This window comes from Qipengyuania pacifica (assembly GCF_019711555.1).
GTDB classification, from domain to species: domain Bacteria; phylum Pseudomonadota; class Alphaproteobacteria; order Sphingomonadales; family Sphingomonadaceae; genus Qipengyuania; species Qipengyuania pacifica.
In genome coordinates this window covers 771728-795939 of the sequence record NZ_JAIGNQ010000002.1, presented here as the reverse complement: position 1 = coordinate 795939, position 24212 = coordinate 771728, and the positions used below count along the sequence as shown (strand labels likewise).

Genomic DNA, 24212 nt, shown 5'->3' with positions numbered 1-24212 from the left:
GTACTTTCGGGAGGTAACTATTCGCTTAAGCTGCCTGTGCGACGCGCCCCTTCACGAGCACTTCCACATCGATAAGCACGGCCGGGCCTCCATCGGTTTCGACCATGCCGCGTGCTGCGGCCTGCCAGCCCGGGCCGAAGCCGCCAGGAACATTGACTGGTTCGCTGCGCGCTTCGCCGACATCATAGGCCTCGTCCACCAGCAGCGCATAAAGATGCCCTTCGACATCGACGACTGCGGCGCGCCTTTCGGTGATATCGCCGCAGCTTTCGAATCCGAGCGCTGCCGAGCAGTCGATCACAGTCAGAGCCTGGCTGCGCAGGGCCGTAAGCCCGAGAATAAACGACGGCACGCCGGGGATCGGAGTGATCTCTTCGATTTCGATGACGGATTGCACGCGGATGGCAGGGATCGCTGCGCGATGCCCGCCGATGATGCACATCAACAAAAGTTCGCTCATGCTCTGGTCCCCGTGCGAGCTTGTTTAAGCGCGGCCAGCAGAGCATCGCGATCATAGCGATAGATGCTGCCGAGGTCATTTTCGCCAACCTCGGGCTCTGGTCGCAAATGGATCACGCGGCGTGCCGGTCCGAACACTTCTGCAGTGTTCTCCGCCAGACGGATCGCCACGTCCGTTTCCTCGCTCTCGTCGGTCGAGATGCGGTATCCGGCTGCTTCGACCAGGGGTTCAAGAATGGTGCGTACCCATTCGCTGTCGGTCGGAAGTCGGCATGACAGCGGCTGGCAAACACAGTCGGTGGGCCGATGAACGGAAAAAAGGGCGTGCCCATCGATCACGGGAACCAGCCCGTTATCGATAAGGGTCGTTCCTTCGATCAGCGGCTCGTCGTTCGAGGGAACGATCTCGCCATTAATGTTCGCTGCGTCCAGCACTTCGCGCACGATATAGGCGATTTCGCATTCAGCGTCCGACAGGCGCAGCAAACGGCATTTTTCCTCTGGTAACGCGCCAAATTCATGCCCGACCAGCGTAAAGATCGAGCCGTCGATGACGGCCTGTGCACGTGCGCCTTCGATATCGAGAGCATCTCGCGAGACAGTGTCTATTCGCCGCACAAGTTCCAGGCGAACGGCGCGCCGCCGTCCGTCAAGGCCAAGGAAGAGCATGACCGGGAGCGTCTTGCGCTGCTCGACCTGATCCTGCTCGGCCACTCGCGCCGTGCTTCGCATCTCGTTCACAAGGCGATGCGTCTGGGCGATATTCGGCAGGTCGAGAAGCATCATCGGCCGTCCATCGTCTAGCAGGGTCGTGCCGGCGTAGAGACCGGTTTCCATGATGGCCGGTGCGATGGGCTTAACCACTACGTCTTCGTGATCGTAAACCCTGTCGACGGCGAGGGCGAAGACATCATCGGTGGCAAGCCGAATGAGGACGAGTGTGGTGTTCTTCCAATCGACCTCATCGTTCGCTGCGGTGCCAAGAATATGGCCAAGCGACAGACACGGCACGCGTTTGCCGCGGAAGGTCACCAGACGACGGTCTCCTGCATCGGCAAAATCGACGTGGTCGCTCGATCCAAAGACGATTTCCTCAATGTAACTGCGTGGGATGGCATAGCGCTGACCGCCACTGGCGACGGTCAGGGCGGCAATAATGCTGAGGGTGAGGGGCAGCCTCAAAAAGAAGCTCGTCCCTTCGTCCGGCTTGCTCGACACGGCGATCGAGCCGCCGACGCGCTCGATATTCGCTCGTACGACATCCATGCCCACGCCGCGGCCCGACACGGAACTGACCTGTTCGGCTGTGGAGAGGCCCGGTTCGAAGATCAGATAATGTCGACGGCGCTCGGACATTTCGTCGACTTCGGACTGGGTGTAGATTCCTGCCGCGACGGCCTTGGCCGCAAGGCGGTCTGTATCGATACCGCGACCGTCATCGGTGATGACGATCGTTATCTGATTACCTGCCTGGCGCGCGGCAAATTTCAACAGACCGATTTCCCGCTTGCCGGTTTTCAGGCGTTCGCCCGGACCTTCCAGTCCGTGATCGATTGCGTTGCGGATAATGTGCGTCAATGGATCGCGCACCATTTCCACCATCTCGCGGTCGAGTTCGACCTCGCCACCTTCGAAATCCACCATGACTTGCTTGCCGAGTTCGGTCGACAAATCCCGCACCAGTCGCGGGAAGGTGGTGAACAGATGCTCCAGTCGCTGCATGCGCATGCGAGTGATCGATGCTCGAACATCGGCCAGGATGGCGCTGAGGCGATCGAACGGTCCATCGATGCCAGGCTGTTCGCCCGCTTCGCGCAACCGGCGGGCGAGGTCGTTTCTTGCTAGGACCATGTCGGAAACGCCCTTCATCACCTCGTCGAGCAATTCGGTCGAAAGGCGTATGGAACGCTGAACGGATGTGCGCGCAGTCTTGGGCGTGGATGGATCGTCGCTGATCTCGGCGGTCAGGTGATCCGTTTTTGCTGAGGCAAGATCACCTACGATGTCGATGGTTTCCCTAGGCTGCAGTGCGTTGATCAGCGCATCGTCGCCGCCTTCGGGAAACTCTTCGCCGGCCCCGATCGCATCGGTCATCTCGCTGATGCGATCGATGATGGCGAGGACTGCCGAAACGAGCGTGCTGTCCGGTTCGCGGCGCTCGGCGCGACATTCGGCCAAAGCATCCTCGGCAGCGTGGCTGAGCCTCTCCAGACGAGGAAAATCGAAGAAGCCGCAATTGCCCTTCACGGTGTGAACGAAACGAAAAATTGTATCGAGCCGCGTCCGATCCGTGGGATCGGCTTCCCATGCGACGATCTCGCCGCCGCTCGCTTCCAGCATCTCGCGGGTTTCTGCTACGAAATCCGCCAGCAGGTCATCCATCATGTAACGCCCCTCGTACGATCGGGAGAAGCTATGGACGACGATGGTTAACGTTTGGTTTGGCGCTGCCCGACCTTTTCGGGTCCGGCGCGAAGAATGCGCCAAACGATGAAGGCGGCCAGTGCGCCGCCTGCGAGATTGGCGATCAGTTCGGCGGCATAGATCGCGTCGGAACCATAGCTCGCTCTCAACAGCCAGCCGAAGGGCAGCATTACGAGAAAGACGCGTGCCGCGCTCTGCGCGAGGGCGAAACCTGCCTTGTCGACTGCATTTAGTGCACCGTTGGCTACTATGAGCAAGCCGAAGCCAGCATAGCCCCAAACCGAGATTACGAGATAGCGATCGAATTCCTTAATGACGGCTGGATTGTCGGTAAAGAAATCGGCGAACCAATTACCGGTTAGAAACAGAACGATGGCCGTTGCCAGCCCGTATACGACGCAAAACAGGCCCGCCCACCACATGGCTCTTCGCGCGCGGTCCGGTCGGTTCGCGCCCCAGTTCTGCCCAACGATTGCGCCAATCGAGCCAGAGAGCGCCAGTAGCGGCACGACAGCGAAGCTTTGCAGACGACCGGCAGCGCCAAACCCCGCAACTGCGGCTTCTCCCTGACTTGCAAGCAGGGCGGTGAGTACGGACAGGCCGACCGGGTTGATGGCGTTGGAGAAGGCGGCGGGGCCCGCGACTGCCAAGATCGCCTTGCTCGAAGCGCGCATATCACATTCGCGGATCGTGCCTGGATGGATCTGAAGCTGAGCGCCCTTGATCAACCACAGAGCCACTAGGATGGCGATGAAGAAGCCGATAATCGTGGCATAGGCTGCGCCAGCCACGCCGAAGCCTTCGAAACCGAATGCACCAGTAATCAGGATCGGGTCCAGTATCCAGTTGGCGACCGAGTAGGTCAGCGAAACGTAACTCGTTTTCCTTGCTTCACCCTGTCCGCGAAGGACACCGTTGAGGCCCATCTGGAGAAGAAGGACAGGGAGGCCAAGGGCATAGGGGCGCATATAGTCCCCGATCAGTGGCAACAGCGCGTCGGATGCTTGCATCAATCGGAATAGCGGATCGAGCAATACATACAGAACCAGCCCCAGGACGACGCCGGTAGCGAGTGAAAAGATTGCTCCGAAGTTCGCCCGTCGCTCCGCGCGCGCGACATCGCCTTCGCCGAGCGCCCGGGCAATGACCGAGTTGATTCCGACCATTACGCCGACGCCAAGACTGGAGAGCGCAATGGTTATAGGAAAGATAAAGCTGACGGCTGCAAGTTCGCGCGCGCCCAGCTTGCCGATGAAATACGCGTCGATGAGCCCGACCGACATGATGGCGGCAACGCCGAATATCATCGGCAAGGTCTGTCCCACGAGATGGCCGCGAATACTCCCGCGGGTGAGTTTGGCCGTCTCGCTCATCGGTCGGGGCGTTAGCGGGGTGCGCCAGGCTTGCCTAGCGCGAAGTCGGCTCGCTTGCGCAAAGGTGCGGCGCCATGCGATACAGGTCCCGAAACAAAACCTCTTATGGAGAGAGCGCCATGGCAACCCAGATGAAGACACGCGATTTCGAATGCAGCGATGCGGAATGGCAGGCGCGTCAGGACCTTGCGGCCTGCTATCGCATCTTCGACCATCTCGGCTGGGGCGAGAGCATCTACAATCACATTTCGGTTGCCGTGCCTGGCGAAGAAGACGTGTTTCTGATCAACCCGTTCGGCCTGCTGTATGACGAAGTGACGGCTTCGAACCTCGTCAAGATCGACGTGGAAGGAAACAACGTCGGCCAGTCGCAATATATGGTCAACAAGGCCGGCTTCACGCAGCACGCCTATTTCCATAAACATCTGGGCCGCCGCGCAGACGCGATCTGCCACGTGCACACTACAGCGACCATGGCGGTCTGCAGCCATAAAGACGGACTGGTTCCGACGAATTTCTATGCCTGCAACTTTCAGAACCAGATCGGTTATCACGATTTCGAAGGTGTCACGGTGCGCGCAGAGGAAGGCGAGCGACTTGTCGAAAACCTCGGCGATCATTCGATCTTGATGCTGCGCAATCATGGCCCGGTAGTCATGGACAAGACCATTCCAGGTATGTTCGTGAAAATGTGGGCATTGCAGCGGGCCTGCGAAATCCAGGTGGCTACGCTCAGCCAGGGCGAGGCGAACATCATCTCGCAGGACGTTGTCGATGTTCATCAACGCGACCTTTCGGTCATGGCATCGCAGGGCGGAGCTGGCGTGTTCGATTTCGAAGCGTGGAAACGCCGCGTGTCGAAGATCGACGATAGCTGGAAATATTGATTTGCTGAGCTAAGCCGGTTTCATGACCAGCATGACTGTCAATGGGAAACCGGTGCGTTTCCTACTGGAACCGGATACCCCGCTCCTATGGGCGCTGCGTGATGCGGCAAACCTGACCGGCACCAAATATGGATGCGGAGAGGGTGATTGCGGTGCCTGCATGGTACACGTCGATGGCGAAGCGCTGCGTTCCTGCCTGATCACCATCGCCGAAGCCGAAGGTCGCTTCATCACGACGATCGAAGGACTCAGCCGCGACCGATCGCACCCTGTCCAGCAGGCTATGGTGGCAGAGCAGGCGATCCAATGCGGATATTGCACGCCGGGGATAGTCATGGCGGCCAGCGCTCTGCTGGCGAAGAACGGTTCTCCGTCGGAGGCAGAGATAAAGGCTGCAATCCCCAACCTATGCCGTTGCGGAGTCTATCCGCGGTTAGTCCGGTCCATCCAGCGCGCGGGACGGGTCGCCCGGAGGCAGGAGATCATCAGCGCGGCACCGGCGCCTGGAATAAGCGCGAGCGACGCGGCACGCGAGATTCCGGCATTGTCGGACCCAAGCGAGAACTGAACAGAACCATGGAGATCAACGCGTGAAAGCGACCATCTGGCATAATCCGAAGTGTGGCACATCGCGGAAGACGCTGGCCATTCTTGAAAACCTGTCTTCAATCGATGTCGAAGTGGTGGAGTATCTGAAAGACCCGCCCAGCGCGGAAAAGCTAGCACAGCTGTACCGGGATGCAGGGATCGCACCGAGAGACGGTTTGCGAATGCGCGGGACCGATGCCGAAGAACGCGGACTTCCCGATGCTTCGGACGAGGAAATCCTGGCGGCAATGGCGAGCGATCCGATCCTGATCGAAAGGCCACTGGTGGAAACGGAAAAGGGTGCGCGTCTGTGCCGTCCGCAGGATCTGGTGCTCGAAATCCTCTAGCGGCGATCCTGTGTCAGCGTGCTGTCGGCCTGCAGAGCGGTCCAGCCGTAAACCAGTACGATGCTACAGAGCGCTACGATCAAGCCAAAGCCGAGCCAGTCGGAATGGTTGTAGAGCCAGACCCCTAGAGCCGGCGCGTAGATGAAGCTCGCACCGGCGACCGACGCCGTAATGCCGCCCGCTCGACCCTGCTCCGCACGGGTCAGGGCCAAGGATGTTCCGGATGTGGTACCTGGGCGAAAAAGTCCGAAGCCCAAGGAAGCGATGGAATAGCCGAGCGCGATCGTGTGCAGGTTCTGTCCCAGGGCGAGAACGATCGTGCCGACCGCGGCAATGGCGATGCCCGAAAGCGAAGCTGCCCGGGGGCCGAGATTGAGGCGCGGTATCAGACCCCATTGGGCAAGAAGCGTGGCGATCGCGCCGGCCATGAGGACCAGACCTACCGGACCCGCGCCCGCCATGGGATCGCTGCGGAGGCCCAACCTGTCGAGAACCAGAAACCCTGCAATGCCCAAAACCATTGCCTGGGCATGTCCGCCAAGAAGACCGCAGATGACCCAAGGGCGCAGCCGCGGCTCGAACCAGCGTAATTTGCCTGGTTCAGGCCCGTAATCCTCATCCTCGTCTTCATCGCGGGTTTCCTCCGTAACTTCGGATGTAGGGCTGCCGGAATAGGGCGATTCATACGCGCTGCCGCGAGCGGCGAACTGGGGTTCGTCGTTCGGAAGGCGCAGCCTCAGTGCGATCAGGGTGATTGCCCCGATCAGGGCAAAAACGAGAAACGGCCCGGCAAGGCCAAGCACCGGCATGACCATCAGGGGCGCGAGCGCGGGCCCGATCACCGTTCCAAGGCCGAAGCTGGAGGCGATAAGGGAAAGCGCCTGCGTGCGTTCCGACCTCGGCGTACGGCTAGCCACATAGGCCTGGACCGCAGGCGGCGCAGCACTGCCGAAACCGCCGTACAAACTGCGCGCTGCGGCAAACAGCAGCAGCGCCCAGAACGCGGGGAGAATGCCGGCAAGACCCAGCCACAGCATCAGCCCGCACAGCAGGAAACTGGCAATGAAGCCCGATATGCCGAGCGCCATCATCGCCTTGCGTCCCCTTCTGTCCGAACGTTCCGCCCAGATCGGAGCGCAGACCACCCAAAGCAGCGCCGACCAGCTGTAAGCCAGACTGATCCACACATCGTCCACGCCGAGCGAGGTGCCGATCGAAGGCATGACGGATTGCATGGCGGTATTACCCGCTGCCGTCGTCAGCATGACCATGAATAGCAGCGCCATGCGCGAACGCGGGATAGCGTGCGAACGCGACGCTGGAGGCGCGGTCCTGGTTTTCACGGGGTCGAAGTCGGCCATGGTACCGGCGGTACGCCGCCGTCAGCGACCTTGCAATGGGTTGGACAGGCTGGCACAGGCGGGGTTCGATGAAACAGTCACAGGGTACGCAATTTTGACCGGACATCACGGTGCTGGTGCCATCGCACGGCCGAGTTTGCGCAAGCGGGCTTCGCGGCTTTTCGGGCAGTGGGGCGTATTTTTTCGCGGGTTCGTCGAAGAACCGCGGATGGTGGGTTCAATTATCCCATCCTCGCGCTTTACGATCAACAAGATGCTGGCGCCGGTGGATTGGCAACGCTGCGAGGTGTTCGTCGAATACGGCCCTGGTGTCGGAACGTTCTGCCAACCTGTGCTCGACCGGCTTCGGCGGGATGGGTCGCTGATCGTCATCGACACAAACCCGCTCTATATCGACTATCTGAAGAAGCATTTCCGCGACAGCCGGTTTCATGCCGTACATGGCTCTGCTGCCGATGTAATCGACATCGTGAAGGCGCATGGTCATGACGGCGCGGATTACGTCCTGTCCGGCCTACCTTTTTCGACGCTCCCCGATGGCGTAGGCCCCGCCATCGCCGAAGCGACACACGAAGTCCTGCGTCCGGGCGGCGCATTCCTGGTTTACCAGTTCTCGGCCAAGGCGCGCGATTTCATGGCGAAACACTTTCGCAGGATCGACCGCGGTTTCGAGCTTTGGAACGTGCTCCCCTGCCAGCTCTTCTGGGGCTGGAAAGACGCTAAGGACTAGTCCTCCGCGCCTGCCGGACCATGGCTGGCAAATCTCGACAGCTGGGTGTGCACCGCCGCCATGACGCAAACCATGGCGATGATCATCGCCGCGTTTACAATGCCCGAAACTACGGCGTCGCCGAACAGGGCCGCCTGCTCGCCCGCAAATGCGAAGGCCAGCCCCAGTACGAGCGAAATGACCGCCGAGAGAACGATGAACGCGACCAGAAGCAGCAGATAGAAGAAAAACAGGCGAACGCTGTTGCCGCGTGTCAGCACCCAGGATCGCTTCAGCACCTTGACCGGGTTCAATTCCCCTTCGATTGCAATGATCGGTGCCGCTAGCGACAGTTTGACCACGACGTAACAGATCACGACAAAGGCGATTATGCCGCCCAGCGCCGCGAGCGCAGAGACGCCCGTCACCGCCCCGATACCAACGAGCAATGCGGCTATGATGGCGATCAGGGCCGTCTGCAGAAGCTGCGCAGCGATATAACTCGGCACCGATCGCAAACCGGTGGAGAGTGCCTCTCCCACGGTCGGATTGGCGCGGCGTCGCACCAGCGCGAGCATTGAAAGAAGTCCGATCCCCTGAAGAATCGCGATGATCAGGAATGCCCACCAGTAGGTTTTATAGAGGTCGGTGACAGCAGCCATCATGGCATCGACATTTCCGCTCGCCTGTGCCGTTTCGAGTTCGCCCATCCCGGGTAGCGCGATGGCGATCCCAGCATAGGGAATGAAGAAGAAGACCCCGGCTATGACTGCCAGAAGCCCGAGGTTCCGGGTCAACAGGCTGGTGGTGTCTTTCCAAGCGGTGTCGAGATCGAATTTCATGCAGCTTCCCTCTGTTTGCCCCTTGATAAGCGCTTCGTCAGTCGCCACGCAATCGCACATGTCGACCATAGCCCCCGAAAACGTCGAATGGCGGAGCGAGATAGCGCCTGTAGGCTATCGTGAAGCGCTAAACCAAATGACTGTACGCAACCGCGCCATTGCCGAAGGGGAGGCGCGGGAAATGGTGTGGCTGTTAGAGCATCCGCCCGTTTATACGGCAGGAACAAGCGCGACCGGTTCCGAACTGCTCGATCCCAGATTTGAAGTTGTCGAAGCGGGCCGCGGGGGGCGCTACACCTATCACGGGCCCGGTCAGCGGGTTGGGTATGTCATGCTTGACCTGAAGGAGCGCGGGCGTGACGTGCGCCGCTTCGTTCATGCGGTTGAAGGATGGGTGATCGACACGCTCGCCGACATCGGTGTCGAAAGCTGGCGCAGTGAAGGGCGGATCGGCATCTGGACGCGTGACATTGATGGGCGCGAGGCCAAGATCGGTGCCATCGGCGTGCGTGTCCGCCGATGGGTCACCATGCACGGCTTTTCCGTCAATCTCGCCCCGGACCTGTCGCATTTCACGGGGATCGTCCCGTGCGGCATTGAGGAGTTTGGTGTGACCAGTCTGCAGCGGCTTGGAATCGATCTTGCACCCGCAGCCTTCGATGAGGCATTGCGGGCGCGCTTCGCGGATTTTCTCGGAGCGCTCGATGGAAAGGCCTGTGCGCAGCCATGAATTATCGTTCGACACTTTGTCTCGTCGCAGGTGCGATCTTGCTGTCCGCCTGCGGCGACGATGCGCCACCTGAGGAAACCGAGGCGGAAGCCGGACGAGGTGCGAAAGGGGAAGTACTCGGCGGAACGATCAGCGACGCTATGATCCCGCTCGATCAACTGCGTTCTCAATCGCCGCCCATGCCGGAAACTCCGTCACGCTCAAGTGGAGAGACAGCGGCTGAAGCGAGCGAGTCTACAGAACCGGGTGTCGATCCGGAAACGGATGCCGCATCGGCGTCGATCGAACCGGATGAGGCTGCCGAGCCGGCCGAGGATTGAGATCCCCGACCGGCAACGGAGATCATTCTGCGGCGGTCTGCTCCGCTTCGCTCAACGCCGGATAATCGACATATCCTTCAGGCCCGCGACCATACCAGCTATGCGGTACGTTCACATTGGGGCTGATTTCCGCGCCGATCCGGAAGCGTGTCGGTAAGTCGGGGTTCGAAATGAAGTCCCGGCCCCAGCTTACCGCATCGGCACGTCCGGCATCGATATCGGCAGTCGCTTCCTCGGGCGAATAGTCGCTGTTGAGGATAAGCGCGCCGGAATAGATTTTGCGAATGAGCGGGCTCTGCTTTGGCACGTCGGTGCTACCAAAGGTGCCGTCTGGACCCGGCTCGCGAAGTTCCAGGAACGCGAGACCGAGCTCTTCTACGACCTTGGCAGCCGCACCGAAAGTCGTCGCGGGATCGCTGTCGTCGCAGCCTTGCGTTTCGCCATTGGGCGACAGACGGACGCCGACGCGATCGGCACCCCACACATCGACAAGGGCGGTCAGCACTTCGCGCAGGAATCGAGTGCGGTTTTCGGCACTGCCGCCGTATTCATCGGTCCGCAGATTGGTGCTGTCCCGCAGGAACTGGTCGACGAGATAGCCATTCGCTCCGTGCAGTTGCACTCCATCGAACCCGGCCTTTTTGGCGTTTTCTGCGGCGTGGCGATAATCTTCCACGATACGCGCGATGTCTTCCTTCGTGGCTTCGCGCGCCTGTTCGTAATCCTTACGTCCTTCGAAAGTATGCGCGTGGCCGGGCGCTTTGGTTGCGCTGGCGGAAACTGGCGGATTCCCGCCGAGGAACAGGGGGTGCACCAGTCGGCCCATGTGCCACATTTGCAGGACGATCAGACCGCCTTCTTCATGAACGGCACTGGTGACCTGCTTCCAGCCTTCAACCTGCTCATCGCTCCAGATACCAGGCGCAGCGGGCCAGCCAAGGCCTTCGACGCTGATACCAGTAGCCTCGGTGATGATGAGCCCTGCGCCGGCACGTTGACGGTAATACGTTGTCATCATGTCGTTGGGGATGGATCCGGGCTGGGTCGATCGACCGCGGGTCAGCGGGGCCATGAATATGCGATTAGCGGCCTCGAGCGAGCCCATGGTGAGTGGTTGAAACAGACTTTCGTGCATGCGGGGCAAATCCTTTTTGCTGGCGCGACTTGGCCTTTGAGCTAGGGGCGCGTCATGGACGAGACAAGCAGCCGGCCGGACAAGAATGGCTTTCAGGCAAGTGCATGGCACTTTGCAGCGTTGCTGGCGGGAAATGCGGCATTGGCGCTCGGCCCATGGCTGGTTCGTCTGTCCGATACCGGACCGGTATCGGCAGGGTTCTGGCGTCTCATCCTGCCGGTCCCGATACTGGCTTTTTTGGCCTGGAGGTCTCGTTCGCCTGGGCCCTTGGACAAGAAGCTGACAGTGCTTTGCCTGATCGCCGGAGGTTTCTTCGCGGTCGATCTGGCAAGCTGGCACATCGGGATCGAGCGAACCCGCTTGGCAAATGCCACATTGTTCGGAAATGCGGGCAGCATCATATTGATGATCTGGGGTCTGATCGCCGCCCGTCGCGCTCCTTCGGGAGGGGAGGGAGTGGGAGTGATTGCTGCCATTACAGGAGCAGGGATCCTGCTGGGCCGTAGCATGGAGATATCGGCAACGACCTTTATCGGCGACCTGTTCTGTCTAGCGGCCGGCATATTCTATGCGTTCTATCTGTTGCCTGCCCAACGGGCGCGAGCGGTCCTCGGATCCTGGTTTGTCCTGTTGCTGGTCAGCCTGACTGCAGCGCCGATATTGCTGGGCATGGCCGTCGCGACAGGCGAACCAGTTTGGCCCGGTGCCGCTGGATGGACACCCATTCTGGTGCTCGCCCTGAGCAGCCAGGTCATTGGCCAGGGGTTGCTGGTATTCTCTCTTCGAAATTTCTCACCGCTGGTCATCGGCATGGCGCTGCTGACCCAGCCTGCGATCGCGGCCACCGTGGGATGGCTGGCATTCGGCGAATTGCTCGAACCGCTCGATATTTTTGGTATGGTGCTGGTCGGCGCAGCACTTGTCTTGGCACGAGCCCCGGGCAAGGCTGGGCGCGTTCGATAGGATTACCAGAAGGCCTTGTTGAAAGTGCTTACGTGGCGTTCGAAACGGTCGAGGTCGGGCCCGACCAAAGATAGGCGAGCCTGACCTGCAAGCTTTTCCGCCTGGTCTTTCAGAAGGGCGCGACGGCGCTCATCCTGAACCGGGATGGCTGCGTTGGCGAGCGTATCGAGCATCACTTCTGCTGCAATCGGGGAATCCGCAACCGCGCTGCGGATCGCTCCGAAACCGCGACTAACATAATGGGCGAAATCGTCGGGCAGGGGGATGACCGGGCAAGCGTCCGCATCCTTACCACAGATGTCCTTACGGAGATCCCGTCGCCCGATTTCTGCTGTGGCTGCCCCCAGCCAATGCAGGGCTGTTATGGCGGTGAAGGGATCGTTAATCCCCGGCGATAAGGCCCGCAGCCCGATCTCTACCAGCTCGTCGATCAGGAATTGCGGATCCTGCTCGGGAGTGCGTGATGGGCCCAGGGTAAAGCATTTGCGAACCCGCTCCTCGACGTCGTCCGGGTTGCATCCGTCGACATCGATGAAGGGCATCTCGCAATGGACGAAATCGCCGGTACGTATGCGTAGCGAAAAGGTACAGCCGCATTCTTTGGCGATTTTTTCCAGATCTTCGAAATCGATCAGCTGCACATACCCAGTATGCCAAGCTCTCAGCGGCTCGCCGCCTTTCTGTTCAACCGCGTCGCGAAACTCTTCCTCGACAGGATATGTTTCCCGAATTGCCTTGAGTAATCTCTCTCCGATCCCCTCGAGAACCTTGTTGATGCGAATGCTGGAAGGGATGTGATTGAGGAAATAAACGAGGACGGCCACGCACATGCCCATGAGGGCATATGCAACGAGCAGTGATAATTGCGGTACGAAACCGGGAAGGGCCGTGGTTGCTGCATCGAGGGCATTCGTCGGCGTTTCGTCTTCTGTCCTAACAGCGCGCAGAACGACGAGAGCATAAACGAAACTGCCGATGAAGGTCGCCAGACTCAGTTGGTTGCCACGATCTTCCATGAAATTCGTGAGCAGCCGCGGACCGTAATTGCCACTGGCATAGGCCACTGCAGCGATTGTAATCGAAAATACGGTCGAAGCGACGCCGATCATGCTGCCAGCCATGACCGTGAGCATGTCGGACGCGCCCTTGGGACGCGCAGGGACGATCCAGCTTATGTCGTTCAGAAACTCCGCGAAGCCTGCGCGGTCGAGGGCGACCATAACGAAAGCCAGCACTCCCGCGACGATGGAAAACAACGCCGGATAGAACCAGTAATTCGCGTTAAGCCGTGCCCAGAAAAAACGTATGTCGGCGGTCAAGCGGCCATCCCCTGGCAATGTTGATCAGGGGATGAACGCTTCACCTGCAATTGCGTGCCTTAATCCACATCCTTGCCGATTTCCCGGTTCAAATAGGAGAGCAGCAGCGCCGCGCGCTTTGCGTCTTCTTCATGGTCGGAACCGACCGAATGCCCACCCTCGCGGTATTCGTGATAATAGAATGTCTGCCCGTACGCTTCGTGCTTGGCGGCAGCCTTGCGAGCATGGCCGGGATGCACCCGGTCATCCAATGTGGACAGATAGTAAAAGGCGGCCGGTACGTCGGGCCCGTCCGACATATTCTGGTAGGGGGACCATTCCTTCATGAAGGCCCAATCCTCGGGAACATCGGGATTGCCGTATTCCGCCATCCAGGACGCACCCGCGAGAAGCTTGTTGTAACGGCGCATATCGATCAACGGGCTTCCGCTGATGATGGCGCCGTAAAGGTCGGGCCGCTGGTTGGCGACGGCGCCCACCAGCACACCGCCGTTCGACCGGCCGCTCGCAGCGATGTGGCCCGGCGTCGTCAGACGGCTCGCCACGAGATCGTCGGCCACTGCATGGAAATCATCGAAACTGTTCTGCCGCTTTTCGCGCAGCGCGTCTTCATGCCAGCGTGGCCCGTATTCGCCGCCGCCCCGGATATTGGCGAGCACATAGGCATTGCCGCTTTCAACCCAGAACAGCCCCAGCGGCCCGCTTCGATAGGGTTCCGCCGTGAGGTACTTGGGTGTCTGCGCCGCGCGGAAGCCGCCATAGGCATGGATTAACGTGGGCAGCGGTCCTTGCGCATCTTTCGGCCGAACGAGGTAATAGGGGACCTTGGTGCCATCCTTCGAAGTGGCGAATTTCTGTTCGACCGTGAACTTACTTGCGTCGAACTGGGCGGGCTCGCTGGCAATGGCGACCGCTTCGCCTTCGCTGGGAACGGCGTAGAGCGTGGGAGGCGTGAGCATGCTCTCTACCTTGACGAAGGCGGTATCGCCCGTGCCGCTGGTTTCGGCAATCTGGACCGTGCTGTTCGCAGGCAGTTCCATGTCGCGCGCCGTCCATCCAGACTGGCCGGGCGAAAGTTCGATCAGCTTTCCTGAAACGTCATCGAGAACCTTGACCCACAGCTTTGTTTCCGAAGCGGCCACTTCTTCGATCGCCTGCGTGTCGCTCGGCCGGAAAACGGCGAACGGCGCAGGGTCGGAGCCGTCGAGAACGCTTTGGAGCGACCATGCAACCAAGGCTCCCGGCTCCTCGGTGCCGCCCGTCGTCTCGAGCGCGGAATTGAGCTTTGCAATGACAAGGCCGTTTAGCACCGCCTCGAATTCGGCATCCTCGGGCAAGGGCAGGGGAACCGTGCTGCCATCCTCTTTTACGAGGGAGATCTGGTTGGTCCAGAAGCTCGGGCTGCGATTGACGAAGCGCCAGCGTGTATCCCCGTCGAGCACCGAAAAGCCCGAAGCGCTGATATCGGCCTGCTCGCCTTCCGCAATCTGGCGCGCAGCGGAGAAATCCGTGCCACGATCCCAAAGTTTGACCAGGCGCGGATAACCCGAATCCGTCAGCGATCCGTCGCCTTCGTCCGTGCCGACGAACAGCGTATCCTCATCGAACCACGCGACGTTCGACTTCGCTTCCGGCAAGGTGAAGCCGCCATCGACAAAGCGGCCGGTGGTGACATCGAATTCACGGACGACATCAGCGTCGGTGCCACCGGGGCTGAGCGCGATAAGGCAGCGGGCGTATTCGGGGGCAAGGCAATTGGCTCCGTGCCAGACCCAGCTCTGTCCTTCGTCTTCGCCCAATTTATCGACGTCGATCAGAACGCGCCACTCGGGGGCCCCGGTCATATAGCTTTCCAGGCTGGCGATCCGCCACAGCCCGCGGGGGTTATCCGCATCGCGCCACAGGTTGGTCACCATGTCGCCCTGGATGGCATCGGGCAGGGCGATCTGGCGCGTATCGTCGAGGATCTGCTTCGCCCATGCCTTGGCAAGCGGATATTCCGGCTGATCCGTCAGGACGGCTTCGGTATCGGCGTTCCACTGATCGACCTTTGCCAGGGCCCGTTCGCCCTGAATTTCCTCAAGCCAGATATACGGATCGTCTGCGTCCGTATCCTGTGCGGCTATCGCCGTGGGAGCGAATGCAAGTGCGGCGGCCAGCGCCCAGCGTGCGACCATGATGTAATTCCCCTCGTACTCAGTTCAGACTTTGCCCAGATCGCCTTTGCCGATCGTTCCGCTGGCCATTTCCAGCATGCGGTCGAGGCTCTGCTTGGCTTTCAGGCGCAGGCCTTCCTCGATCTCGATGCGCGGTTCCAGATCCCGCAGGCAGGCGTACATCTTCTCCATCGTGTTCAGCGCCATATAGGGGCAGATGTTGCAGCTGCAGTTTCCGTCCGCACCGGGGGCGCCGATGAAATTCTTTTCAGGCAGCGCCTTTTCCATTTGATGGATGATGTGCGGTTCGGTCGCGACGATCAGCGTATCGCCTTCGAAGGTCTGCGCGAACTGCAGGATGCCGCTGGTCGAACCGACATAATCGGCATGATCGACGATCGTCGGCGGGCATTCGGGGTGGGCGGCAACCGGGGCGCCGGGATGCTGCGCCTTGAGCTTCAGCAGTTCAGTTTCGCTGAAGGCTTCGTGCACGATGCACACGCCCGGCCACAACAGCATTTCGCGGTTGAACTTGCGGCTCATATAGCCGCCCAGATGCCGATCGGGGCCGAAGATGATTTTCTGGTCTTCAGGTATCTGGCTGATAATCGTTTCTGCGCTCGAACTGGTGACGATAACGTCGCTCAGCGCTTTCACTTCCGTCGAACAGTTGATGTAAGTGAGCGCGATGTGATCCGGATGCGCTTCGCGGAAGGCTTTGAACTTTTCGGGCGGGCAGCTGTCTTCAAGACTGCAACCGGCGTCCATGTCCGGCAGAACCACGATCTTTTCAGGGCTGAGGATTTTGGCCGTATCGGCCATGAACTTCACGCCGCAAAAAACGATCACGTCCGCATCGGTATCGGCAGCCTTGCGCGACAGTTCGAGGCTGTCGCCGACGAAGTCGGCAATATCCTGAATATCGGCGGTCTGGTAATAATGCGCGAGGATGATCGCGTTCTTCTCCTTGCGGAGGCGGTCGATCTCGGCAAGCAAATCCTGTCCGGTGGGCAGGTCGGTCTGTGCGGTCATTGCGTGTCCCGTTGGTCCAATTGTGGCCTCTATAGACCGAACGGGCCGGAAGGCGAGGGCGTTCCGGGTTTCACATGGTAAAGCCAGGCGGAAGATAAGCCTCGATCGGGCGTTCGGCTCCGGGCGTGCCTGCAATCACCCAATTGGTGATGGCATAACCGGCCGGAGAGAAAGCCAGAACCATCGATGCGGCGAAACTTCCGACGAGAATCCCCATGCCCCACCAATAGGCAGGATGGACGCGCCCGAACTTGCGCTTGTCGGCCACCATGCCGATCACGGGAAAGGTCAGCGTCACGCAAAAGGAAATTGTCCACGCATTGGGTATCAGGAGGGGCATGGGCAAAAGCCGCCCGATACCCGGGCCGGTCAGAATGCTCATCGCGACCAGCATCAGCCGTCGGTGCCATCCCGTGTAGCGTTGGATTCTGAGCGCCCACCACGCCAGACCGCCAAAGGTCATCACTCCAACGAGATTGCCAATCAGAAATTCGCTGACATTGAAGAAGAATGGCCCACCGGTACGCCGAGCGACGAATATCATGATCGTACAGCCCGCTGCCACCATGGCAGGCACCCAGAAATAGGAGAGTTTGCCCAGCGATCTGTGCAAGGCCCATTGTCCACGCGAGGCAGTGACGTGTTGGGCTACATACAGGCCGACCCAACCCATGAAGATCATGGCATGCACATGAAAAACGATAGGCGATGCGAAGGTTGATCGGCCCATCGCCAGATTGAGCGAGAAACCGGCAACAATGACCGCCGCCATTGCGAAAGCCATTGTGGTGAAAAAACGCGTATTGCCGCGATCGACAAGAACCTGCGGCGCTGCAGCAGTGGCCATACTCGAAATCCTCAGGCGATGAACCGAGCGACCTTGTTCTGTGTGCGCAGATTTACTCCCAGAGGTGCCAGTGCGTCAATCCGGGATGGATCAGCCCGGCTGCTTCTCGCCATCGAACCGCACATTCACGGTGACATTGCCATACCCTGCCACTTCGAGTGGAATGGCGAGGTTCTGGCGCACCGCGTCCTTGGCCGCCTGGCGTGCCAGGGCGAGCACCTCTGGATTCTTGGCAAACTCCGCCGCCTTGCGTTCGGCCTGACGGGAATTGTTCCGTGCTAGATCGGCGCTGGCATCGCGGCTCACATAGGTGCCCTCGGTGAAGGTCTTCTGCTCGGCCTCGTCGAGATTGGGGCGCGAAATGCGCAACTGCGGCAACACCACCGTCATTGTGTCGTTGCTGTCATTCCATTCGAACCTGTCGCGGTCCATGGTCGAAAGATCGAGCCGATATTCGACTGTTGCGGGTATGATGGCCGCTTGCCTGCTCTTCAGCAGATCCACTCCCATGATGCCGCGTCGATCCTCGCTTTCCGCCACGACTTCGAAGCGGCTGGAGAAGACGGTCAGCGAATTCTGCTTCTCGAAGGCCAGCATGGCGCTACCCACCGGATCGCCTTCCTCGTGATAGAAAAAGGCACGCCAGCCGAGCCAGGCTGCCGCTGCGAGCAGCACGATGACGATCAGCCACGGCACCGCCTGCGTGCGAGCGAGTGACTGTTCGCGCCTGACTTGCGGCTCTACGGTGGTTTTGCGGGTCTTCAGATCGTCTGCCATATATCGCCCGAACGAGCGACTAGGCCACGCTGTTCCAGATCGATGAGATGGGCCGTCACCGACATCTCTGCTGCCTTGAACAGTTTGGGATCGAGACCCTTGTACATCTTGGGTATGAAATCGGCCGCCCGGTGTGGCCCTTCGGCAAGATGCCGAACAATCTGATTCTCCCGCTGGCGACGATGACCGATCATGCCGCGTACCAGCTGACGAGGCTTTTCGACCGCTTCGCCATGGGCAGGATAGAAAACCGTGTCGCTACGGGCGTAGAGCTTTTCAAGGCTCTTCATATAGTCGTTCATGTCGCCATCCGGCGGAATGACCACGCTGGTCGACCAGCCCATGACGTGATCGCCCGTAAACAGTGCGCCACTCTCCTCCAGCGCAAAGCACAAATGGTTGGATACATGCCCCGGCGTTGCGACGGCGGAAAGCGTCCAGCCCGGGCCGGTCATCTGTTCGCCATCTTCCATCACGCGATCGGGTTCGTACGTCCGGTCGAAGGCGGCGTCGGCACGCGGGCCGCTATCGTCCAGCACCAGGGGGGCACAACCTACGATGGGCGCACCGGTCCGTGCTGCGAGTGTTCTGGCGGCGGGCGAATGATCGCGATGCGTATGCGTGCACATGATCGCGCAGACATGCTCATCGCCAATGGCCGCCTCCAGTGCAAGGAGGTGCGCTTCCTCATCCGGTCCGGGATCGATAACCGCGCATCCATCGCCCATGCCGACAATGTAGGTCTGGGTGCCGGTATAGGTATAGGGCGACGGGTTCGGCGCGAGTACGCGGCGCACCAGCGGCTCGAGCTGCATTGCCTTGCCTGTGGGCCACGGTTTGGGAGGAGGTCCAGCCATGGTCTTGCATATGGGGGCTGGGGTGCGCCATGTCACGTCCAGCCTGATGCAAGGGAGAGAGCATGGCCGACTGTATCCTCGTCCTGGACGCCGGGACCACTTCCACCCGTGCAATGGTTTTCGCGGGCGATGGAACGATGGAGGCAGTCGCACAGGCCGAATTGACCCAGCACTACCCGCGGCCGGGCTGGGTAGAGCACGATGCAGGCGAAATCTGGGACAAGACCCTGAAATGCGCGCGAGAGGTCATCGGCCAGGATGCTCCGCGGATCGCCGCCATCGGGATCACCAATCAGCGCGAAACAGTTGTGGCCTGGGACCGCAATTCGGGCGAACCGCTCGCTCGCGCGATTGTATGGCAGGACCGGCGTACGGCGGATTTCTGCGCTACCATGAAAGCCGATGGCCACGAAGTGATGGTCCAAAAGCGAACCGGCCTGTTACTCGATCCGTACTTTTCCGGCACCAAGATGCGATGGATGCTGGATCACGACGCTGCGGTGCAGGCTGCCGCACAAAATGGTTCGCTCGCCTTCGGCACGATAGAGAGCTGGCTGGTCTACAAGCTATCCGGCGGGGCACATATCAGCGATGCCAGCAATGCCAGTCGATCGTTGCTGCTCTCGCTCGATGGGGCGCAGTTCGATGGCGATCTATGCGAATTGTTCGGGGTCCCGCCTGCTGCCTTGCCCGAAGTGGTGGATACGCATGGGAGGCTCGCCGATTGCGATCCGCAATGGCTGGGCGCCGCCGTTCCCATTTGCGGTCTCGCCGGCGATCAGCAGTCGGCGACAATCGGGCAGGGTTGTCTATCCTTCGGGGAAACCAAGGCGACATATGGTACCGGTGCTTTCGTTCTCACCAACAAGGGACGGGAGATTCCGCATTCGGATAACCGCCTGCTGGGCACCGTGCTCTATCAGGAAAATGGTGAGAGGACCTATGCGATCGAAGGGGCGTGTTTTGTTGCGGGCAGCCTGATCCAGTATCTGCGCGATCAACTGAACCTTATTGGCAGCGCAGCGGAAACGGAAGAACTCGCGCGCTCGATATCCGATAGCGGGGAGGTGGTTATTGTTCCGGCTCTGGCGGGGCTCGGTGCGCCGCACTGGCTGCCCGATGCGCGGGGGGTCATCTCCGGGCTCAGTTTTGCCAGCGGACGCGCGCAGATCGCCCGGGCCGCGCTGGAGGCAATGGCCCATCAGACGCACGATCTCGCATCGGCCTTCGCTGCCGATGGTGCTCCCTGGACGCATTTGAGAATCGATGGCGGGATGAGCGCCAACGACTGGATGGCGCAGGACCTTGCAGATATTCTCGAAATAGAAGTCGAACGACCGGACTTTATCGAAACCACAGCTCTCGGGGCTGCCATTCTGGCCGCGGTCGGATGCGGTCTCCACGCCGACCTCGAAACGGCAGCTCTCACCATGCGCAGTGAAACGACTACATTTTCGCCGAAGATGGATGGCGATGTGAGAACGTCGCGCCTTGCCCGCTACTCGAAAGCGCTCAGTGCGGCCTGATCAGCCTGTGGCAAACGCCTTGGCAATGCGGCCCTGTAGGGAGGCCACGGGCATCTTTACGGCAATATCTGCGCGCCTTTCGCGATCGAGTCGCGCGACCCGGGCATGCAGCCGTTCGCTCTCCTCGATCAACGCGCGCGTTTCCGGCTCCAGCCGGGCAAGATTGTCGGCATCGGCCTGTCGTTCTTCCGGCAAGGTGCCGCAATGCTCAAGCTGCGTATCGGACAATTCGCCGGCCATGTAGGCGCGGTGATTGAGAAGCCACGCCAGTACATGCATCAGGCGCGTGGTGGTGCGCAGACCTTCGATTGAAAGTGCAACGCGCGTCAGATCATTGCAGTCGGCTGCATTGTCCTGAAAGCGGAGGTCGAAGGCTGCCCGTGCGTCGTCCGCTAGGATCAGCGCTTCCGAATACAGTTCTTCGATGATTTCGTGATTGATATTACGTGCCGACATGGTGGGGGCCGATAAACCCAACCAGTCGAAGGCTCCAGCGGATTAATCTTTGTTGTCCCGGCCTGACGCACTCCGGCGGCGTGCGCCGATCCGTCTACGCGATGATATCGGGCAGGAGAACGTCTTCGATCGCGGCGATGCGATCCTTCAGGACCAGCTTGCGCTTCTTCAGTCGCGCCATTTGCAACTGGTCCACGAAGCCGCGCTGGTCGCCGGCTTCGGTCAGTGCGGCTATTGCCACGTCGAGGTCGCGATGCTCGCTACGGAGCAATGCGAGCCTCTTGCGCAGTTCCTGTTCGTTCACCACGACCTTCCCGGACAATCGCCCCAATCGACCGCCTTGCCGCATGCCCGCAAGATGACCCTTTGTAAATTGGCAATCCTATGGTTTCATGCTCTCCCGGCGGCTCGTTCCGCACAAGCAAACGAGTCGTTCCTAGGGTCGCACAAACGTCAAGGAGACAACCCGATGCAATCATCCCATGTCGACGCGCTCAAAGCCAAGCACGCCGGGCTCGAGGCTCGCCTGCACGAAGAACAGATCAGGCCTTCGCCCGACATTGCGATGATGCAGCAGATCAAAAAACAGAAGCTGCGCATCAAGGAAGAAATCGCTTCCTGCTGACTTTGACCAAAACGAAGCGGGGCCATGCGTCCCGCTTCCGCCTTTCGGTATATTTGCTATAGGCTGTAGCCATGTCAGCTGCAGCATCCGCCCGCCAGATCCTCACGCGCCTTCACGAGATCATGGCTGGGCGTACCCACGCGCAGCACAAGCTCGACCGGGTCGTCGAAATCATCGCCGAAAGCCTGTTGAGCGAAGTCTGCTCGATTTACCTGCTTCGTGAAGGCGCTCTCGAACTTTATGCCACGCAGGGCCTCAATCCCGAAGCCGTCCACGTCACGCGCCTTGCAATCGGCGAAGGCCTGACCGGTACGATCGCGAAGAATATCGAGACGCTGAACCTGGCAGAAGCCAAGGCGCACCCCGATTTTGCCTATCGCCCCGAAACGGGCGAGGAGAAATTCCATTCCTTCGCCGGTGTGCCGATCGTCTACCGGGAACGCGCCGTGGGTGTGCTGTGCGTCCAGCATGTCGACCCGCGCCGCTACGAAGAGGTCGAGATCGAGGCGTTGCAGACCACCGCCATGGTGCTGTCGGAGCTTATTGCCCACAAGGAACTGGTCGATGACGAGGAGCAGATCGACCTCGAAATCGCGCATGTCGAAAACGACGTGCTCGAAGGGCTGACCCTGGTGAAAGGTCTGGCGGCGGGCAAGGCGGTCTTCCACCAGCCCCGGATCGAGATCGATCAGGTCGTGGCCGAGGATATCGAGGCCGAACGCCAGCGCGTCTACCGCGCGTTCGACAAGATGCGCGACCAGATCGACACGCTCGGCAGGGAAGCCGAATTCGGCAAGGGCGGCGAACACATCGAGGTTCTCGAAACCTACAAGATGTTCGCTTACGACGAAGGGTGGAGCCGCCGGATCAACGAGGCGATCGACAGCGGCCTCACCGCCGAAGCGGCGATCGAGCGCGTCCAGCAACGCACCCGGATGCGCATGCGTGAAATCGACGACCCGCTGCTGGCCGATCGCATGCACGATCTGGAGGATTTGTCGAACCGCTTGCTGCGCATCGTCTCGGGCCAGCTCGGCACCGCCGCGACGCAAGGTCTGCGGCGCGATGCGATCCTGTTTGCGCGCAACCTCGGCCCGGCGGAACTGCTCGAATACGACCGGCGCCGCCTCAAGGGTGTGGTGCTGGATGAAGGGTCACTCACTGCCCATGTGGTGATCGTGGCACGCGCCATGGGCGTGCCGGTGCTCGGGCGCGTCACCGGGATCCGCTCGCGCGTCGCCGAAGGGGACGAGGTGATACTCGATGCCGACCGCGGCATGGTCACCCTGCGCCCGAACCAGCAGGTCCTCGAAGCGTTCGAAACACGCTTCGCCAAGACGCGCGAGAAACAGGCCGCCTATGCCGAATTGCGCGAGGTGGAGCCGTTCACCCGCGACGGGACGCGCATAACCGTCATGATGAATGCCGGCCTGCGCGACGATATGAGCGCGCTGGCGATGAGCGGTGCCGACGGCGTCGGCCTGTTCCGCACCGAATTCCAGTTCCTCGTCTCTTCGACCCTTCCCCAGCGGGACCGGCAGATGCGCCTCTATCGCGACGTGCTCGACGCCGCCGGCGACAAGCCGGTCGTGTTCCGGACCGTCGACATCGGCGGCGACAAGGCGGTGCCCTATCTCGACAATGCCGTGGCCGAGCGTGACGAGAACCCGGCCATGGGCTGGCGCGCCCTGCGTCTCTCGCTCGAACGCGAAGGCCTGCTGAAGGCACAGGCCCGCGCCCTGCTCGAAGCGGCAGCCGGGCGCACGCTGTCCGTGATGTTCCCCATGGTCAGCGAACCGTGGGAATTCGACGCCGGCCGCCAGGTCTTCGAAGACCAGCTGAAATTCCTGCGCGATCGCCGCAAGGTGGTACCCGAAACGATCGAATACGGCTGCATGCTCGAAGTACCCGCGCTCGCGGACGTGCTCGATCTGCTTGCGCCCAAGCTGTCCTTCATCTCGGTCGGGACCAACGACCTCACCCAGTTCCTCTTTGCGGCCGACCGCGCCAATCCCAAACTGGCGGAGCGTTACGACTGGCTGAGCCCCGCGATCCTGCGGTATCTGGCGCGCGTCTCGCAATCGCTGATCGGCCAGAACGTCAGGCTGGGCGTGTGCGGCGAAATGGGTGGCCGGCGGCTGGAAGCACTGGCGCTGCTCGGCATCGGCTACCGGCGCCTGTCGATCACTCCGGCTGCGGTCGGCCCGATCAAGGAACTGGTCCGCAAGGTCGACCTTGGCGAGATCACCGAATTCATGAATCGTCTGCTGGCATCGCCGCCCCCCAACATGCGCGCCGAACTGCAGCAGTGGGCGAACGAGCGGGATATCGAGTTCGACTGATTTCGTCTCGAATGCGCCTCTTTTGGTCGGTCGTTCGGATATGTGTTATTAAGCATGCTTGACAGTTGCCCGGCAGGTTCGCTTTGCGTGGCAACAGGACTACATGCGGAACAACCGCAGGATCGGATAAATCGGGG

Annotated in this window: 24 protein-coding genes; 10 read left to right on the top strand and 14 right to left on the bottom strand. The window is 60.5% G+C overall.

The genetic code is table 11. The annotated features are described in order from the left end of the window. Positions 1-25 precede the first annotated feature (25 nt). The 3 genes from K3177_RS09100 to K3177_RS09090 are packed head-to-tail and all read right to left on the bottom strand — an operon-like array spanning position 26 to position 4256. Positions 26-460 (bottom strand): chemotaxis protein CheW, encoded by a 435-nt coding sequence (locus K3177_RS09100; protein ID WP_221597978.1) that lies wholly within the window; start codon positions 458-460, stop codon positions 26-28. Beyond that, positions 457-2844, bottom strand: a complete 2388-nt coding sequence (locus K3177_RS09095) for a chemotaxis protein CheA (RefSeq protein WP_247714341.1) — start codon at positions 2842-2844, stop codon at positions 457-459. The genes K3177_RS09100 and K3177_RS09095 overlap by 4 nt, the downstream gene beginning before the upstream one ends. A 44-nt stretch (positions 2845-2888) precedes the next feature. Beyond that, positions 2889-4256, bottom strand: a complete 1368-nt coding sequence (locus K3177_RS09090) for an MATE family efflux transporter (RefSeq protein ID WP_221597977.1) — start codon at positions 4254-4256, stop codon at positions 2889-2891. Between the two features lie 119 nt (positions 4257-4375). Between K3177_RS09090 and K3177_RS09085 the strand changes: the two genes are divergently transcribed. From K3177_RS09085 to arsC, 3 genes are read left to right on the top strand one after another with little or no spacing between them, the layout of a single operon-like run. Beyond that, on the top strand, positions 4376-5143 hold the full coding sequence (locus K3177_RS09085; RefSeq protein ID WP_196846818.1) for a class II aldolase/adducin family protein: 768 nt from the start codon (positions 4376-4378) through the stop codon (positions 5141-5143). Between the two features lie 22 nt (positions 5144-5165). Then, positions 5166-5711, top strand: coding sequence for a (2Fe-2S)-binding protein (locus K3177_RS09080; RefSeq protein ID WP_103022433.1), 546 nt, complete (start codon positions 5166-5168; stop codon positions 5709-5711). A gap of 22 nt (positions 5712-5733) precedes the next feature. Then, the gene (gene arsC / locus K3177_RS09075) at positions 5734-6078 is read left to right on the top strand and encodes an arsenate reductase (glutaredoxin) (RefSeq protein ID WP_221597976.1); all 345 of its coding nucleotides are present in this window, start codon (positions 5734-5736) and stop codon (positions 6076-6078) included. On the opposite strand, the gene K3177_RS09070 is transcribed toward arsC, so the two are convergent. Then, entirely contained in the window at positions 6075-7439 is a 1365-nt protein-coding gene (locus K3177_RS09070; RefSeq protein ID WP_221597975.1) for an MFS transporter, read from the bottom strand. The two genes, arsC and K3177_RS09070, sit on opposite strands and share 4 nt — an antisense overlap. Positions 7440-7560: 121 nt before the next feature. Here K3177_RS09070 and K3177_RS09065 point away from each other — a divergent pair, with 121 nt between their 5' ends. Continuing rightward, positions 7561-8169 (top strand): class I SAM-dependent methyltransferase, encoded by a 609-nt coding sequence (locus K3177_RS09065; RefSeq protein ID WP_345725382.1) that lies wholly within the window; start codon positions 7561-7563, stop codon positions 8167-8169. Here the strand turns inward: K3177_RS09065 and K3177_RS09060 are convergent. Continuing rightward, positions 8166-8990, bottom strand: coding sequence for a glycerophosphoryl diester phosphodiesterase membrane domain-containing protein (locus K3177_RS09060; RefSeq protein WP_221597973.1), 825 nt, complete (start codon positions 8988-8990; stop codon positions 8166-8168). The genes K3177_RS09065 and K3177_RS09060 overlap by 4 nt on opposite strands. 58 nt (positions 8991-9048) lie before the next feature. Here K3177_RS09060 and lipB point away from each other — a divergent pair, with 58 nt between their 5' ends. Next, positions 9049-9720: a lipoyl(octanoyl) transferase LipB gene (lipB, locus tag K3177_RS09055; protein ID WP_221597972.1), complete on the top strand. Its 672-nt coding sequence runs from the start codon at positions 9049-9051 to the stop codon at positions 9718-9720. Further along, a complete protein-coding gene (locus K3177_RS09050; RefSeq protein WP_221597971.1) occupies positions 9717-10040 on the top strand; it encodes a hypothetical protein in 324 nt (107 codons plus the stop codon). Before lipB ends, K3177_RS09050 begins: the two co-directional genes overlap by 4 nt. Before the next feature lie 22 nt (positions 10041-10062). Here K3177_RS09050 and K3177_RS09045 read toward each other — a convergent pair whose 3' ends face one another. After that, positions 10063-11175 (bottom strand): alkene reductase, encoded by a 1113-nt coding sequence (locus K3177_RS09045; RefSeq protein ID WP_221597970.1) that lies wholly within the window; start codon positions 11173-11175, stop codon positions 10063-10065. A 54-nt stretch (positions 11176-11229) separates the two neighbouring features. On the opposite strand from K3177_RS09045, the gene K3177_RS09040 reads away from it, so the two are divergent. Next, positions 11230-12138: a DMT family transporter gene (locus K3177_RS09040; protein WP_221597969.1), complete on the top strand. Its 909-nt coding sequence runs from the start codon at positions 11230-11232 to the stop codon at positions 12136-12138. A gap of 2 nt (positions 12139-12140) precedes the next feature. On the opposite strand, the gene K3177_RS09035 is transcribed toward K3177_RS09040, so the two are convergent. The 6 genes from K3177_RS09035 to K3177_RS09010 form a co-directional block, all read right to left on the bottom strand. Next, positions 12141-13457: a DUF2254 domain-containing protein gene (locus K3177_RS09035; RefSeq protein ID WP_221597968.1), complete on the bottom strand. Its 1317-nt coding sequence runs from the start codon at positions 13455-13457 to the stop codon at positions 12141-12143. Between the two features lie 59 nt (positions 13458-13516). Then, positions 13517-15634, bottom strand: coding sequence for a prolyl oligopeptidase family serine peptidase (locus tag K3177_RS09030; protein ID WP_221597967.1), 2118 nt, complete (start codon positions 15632-15634; stop codon positions 13517-13519). A 24-nt stretch (positions 15635-15658) separates the two neighbouring features. Then, the gene (gene nadA / locus K3177_RS09025) at positions 15659-16645 is read right to left on the bottom strand and encodes a quinolinate synthase NadA (protein WP_103022442.1); all 987 of its coding nucleotides are present in this window, start codon (positions 16643-16645) and stop codon (positions 15659-15661) included. Positions 16646-16715: 70 nt separating this feature from the next. Further along, complete coding sequence (locus tag K3177_RS09020) at positions 16716-17492, bottom strand: hypothetical protein (protein ID WP_221597966.1); 777 nt, start codon at positions 17490-17492, stop codon at positions 16716-16718. Positions 17493-17582: 90 nt separating this feature from the next. Further along, a complete protein-coding gene (locus tag K3177_RS09015; protein ID WP_103022444.1) occupies positions 17583-18269 on the bottom strand; it encodes a DUF4230 domain-containing protein in 687 nt (228 codons plus the stop codon). Beyond that, positions 18254-19126, bottom strand: a complete 873-nt coding sequence (locus K3177_RS09010; protein ID WP_221597965.1) for an MBL fold metallo-hydrolase — start codon at positions 19124-19126, stop codon at positions 18254-18256. The genes K3177_RS09015 and K3177_RS09010 overlap by 16 nt, the downstream gene beginning before the upstream one ends. Before the next feature lie 62 nt (positions 19127-19188). Here K3177_RS09010 and K3177_RS09005 point away from each other — a divergent pair, with 62 nt between their 5' ends. After that, positions 19189-20652, top strand: a complete 1464-nt coding sequence (locus K3177_RS09005; RefSeq protein ID WP_221597964.1) for a glycerol kinase — start codon at positions 19189-19191, stop codon at positions 20650-20652. Here K3177_RS09005 and K3177_RS09000 read toward each other — a convergent pair whose 3' ends face one another. Both K3177_RS09000 and K3177_RS08995 read right to left on the bottom strand, forming a co-directional pair. Continuing rightward, entirely contained in the window at positions 20653-21108 is a 456-nt protein-coding gene (locus tag K3177_RS09000; protein WP_221597963.1) for a DUF1465 family protein, read from the bottom strand. Positions 21109-21202: 94 nt separating this feature from the next. After that, positions 21203-21412 carry a YdcH family protein gene (locus K3177_RS08995; protein ID WP_103022707.1) on the bottom strand — a complete coding sequence of 70 codons (210 nt, stop codon included), beginning with the start codon at positions 21410-21412 and terminating at the stop codon, positions 21203-21205. Between the two features lie 165 nt (positions 21413-21577). Between K3177_RS08995 and K3177_RS08990 the strand changes: the two genes are divergently transcribed. Then, on the top strand, positions 21578-21733 hold the full coding sequence (locus tag K3177_RS08990; protein ID WP_103022448.1) for a YdcH family protein: 156 nt from the start codon (positions 21578-21580) through the stop codon (positions 21731-21733). A gap of 71 nt (positions 21734-21804) precedes the next feature. Then, positions 21805-24075: a phosphoenolpyruvate--protein phosphotransferase gene (gene ptsP / locus K3177_RS08985; RefSeq protein ID WP_221597962.1), complete on the top strand. Its 2271-nt coding sequence runs from the start codon at positions 21805-21807 to the stop codon at positions 24073-24075. Positions 24076-24212 lie beyond the last annotated feature (137 nt).